This window comes from Dermabacter sp. HMSC06F07, assembly GCF_001807345.1.
In the GTDB taxonomy this organism is placed as follows: Bacteria; Actinomycetota; Actinomycetes; order Actinomycetales; family Dermabacteraceae; genus Dermabacter; species Dermabacter hominis.
The window spans coordinates 1-2,054 of record NZ_KV788580.1 but is presented as its reverse complement, the minus strand read 5'-3'; the positions used below and the strand labels follow the sequence as shown (position 1 = coordinate 2,054).

At 58.6% G+C, this 2,054-nt stretch carries 2 protein-coding genes; both read left to right on the top strand.

The window, feature by feature from the left end; translation table 11 throughout:
- Positions 1-655: hypothetical protein (locus tag HMPREF3157_RS04315; RefSeq protein ID WP_210386267.1), on the top strand; the 655-nt coding region annotated here is incomplete at its 5' end.
- A gap of 16 nt (positions 656-671) precedes the next feature.
- A partial coding sequence (locus tag HMPREF3157_RS10635; protein WP_210386266.1) for a hypothetical protein occupies positions 672-2,054 on the top strand: 1,383 nt, incomplete at its 3' end.

Here is a 2,054-nt window from a genome sequence, read left to right as displayed (position 1 = left end):
AACGCCCTGCCGCCCACGCGGCGGCAGGGCGTTTGACCACTCGCCACAAGAGTCGCCCACACATCACCTCGGGCATGCACGACTTCAAAGCCAACACTGCGCGGCGGGACAGATACGACTCAAAAACATGGGGGGAAACCCATTGACTGGAACACACTTCAGCCTGACGCCGAACGAGTACTTTTTTCGAGTCCAAGATGCTCAGCGCACCCTCGATAATCTCAACGGTGTCTACGCTCTTGTGGACGAAGCACTCGATTTCGCCAGCCAAGCGCTCGAACACAGCACTCTTAGTCGCGGAGCGGCAAACTCGTGCCTAGAGCTTTACGTGCGCAGCGAAGTGAACTACGGCCGCGGACGCTCCAACAAGAACCTTGAACACGCGAGCGAGGGAATGCGCTATTACATGAGCGGCGATTCTGAGATGGCTGACAACAGTAACAGCAACGCAGCCGCCGCCGAAGGCAAAGGTCGCATGACAAATCTGGACAGGTACAACGAGGCCAATGGCGGTGGTCCCGGAGTATGCACACCAGAAAACCCGATGGGCCAAGCCAACTACGCGAGCAGCCCCGAAGAGATGCTAGCTAATTCATTTGCAGACGCACGGGAAGCGGAGCAGCGCCCTTACGGCCCGTACCCCATCGAGAAGTAGACCCCTGGAGTAAATCATGGTTTCAAAGTCTGATCTCCCCGAGCTGGATGATCCCGGCAACGTAAGCCAGCTGGGCGCAAAATTCACAGCGATCGGCATGCTCAATAAGTCCATCATCGATGAGGCCAAGTACGGCTGGACGAACGTTGCCGCCTCCTACCAGGCACCCGAAGGTGGCCAGGTTCAACAGGTATTCCAGACCCCCGCAGAAGCCGCCACCGGACTAGAGCAACGCACCAAGAACGTTCAAGACGCTCTCGATTCGTACGCCCAAACGCTCTCTGATCTCGAGCGAGAAAAAGCGCAGATCGAATCGGAAATCGACGCAGCCAACGCGAAGTACGAAGAGGCACTGGCGATGCCTGAGACTGTCGAAGAGCCGGATCCGGACAATGAGGGCGAGACTCGCGAAAAATTTAACGAGGAGCGCGAGAGGGCGCTCGCTGAGGCCCAAAGAATGCTCGATGCAGCACAACGTGCGGTTGACCTCTTCAAGCTCAAAGTCCAACAAGCAGATCGAGATCTTGCCAATTCCATTCTCGCTGAAACAATCAATCCAAATACCGGCGAAGCAGCATGGAGTGGCGTTTTAGGTGGAAGCTTCTTCAAAGGCATCTTTGACGCCATTATTGGTATGCCAAAGCTCGTCGTTGGCACAGTTCGCTTCAACGTTACCGATCTTTGGAACCATCGAGGCGATCTCAAGAACTACTTTTTTGGTGAAGGCAGCGGGTCTCACAGGCAGTTTTGGCTTCAAATGGCCCCAATGATGTTTCCTATTCCTGGGATGCAATCATTGGCCGCGGCTGGAACTGCCCAAGCGTTGGCCCCCTCCATTCAGGCAGGTGTGCGAGACGGTTCCATAGCTAATGGCGCATATACGGCGTTTGATTGGGCAACCGATAACGCATACGACGCCCTCGCAGGAAAAGCAGACCCCTCCGCTGCCATCCACGGTGAAGCATGGCTGAGGAAGTGGGCCACCGAAACGGCCCACGACCCGGCCTACACGCTCGGCGGTCTTGCCCCCACCGTGGTGACGGGTGGCCTCAGCGTCGAGCTGAAAGCTGGCAGCGTTGTCGCCAAGAAGCTCACGAAGCCGGGCGAGAAAGCTGTACGGAAGGGTCTGGACGACGCGGTTAAGAAGGCGTACGAGGACCCGATGCGCGAATCGTTCAATAACGGTATCTACGACTCCCTGAAAGAGGCCTACGGTTCCCCGGGCGAGCAAGGTGCGGCTCCTTCCGCACCTGCACCGGCTCCAGCGCCCACCGAACAGCCGGCTCCAGCGCCTGCGCCAGCACCCGCAGCTCCGACGCCTGCGCCCGCACCGGCACCCGTTGCGCCGGCACCTGTGGCACCCGCACCGGCCCCGGCACCCGTCGACCAGCCAGCACCG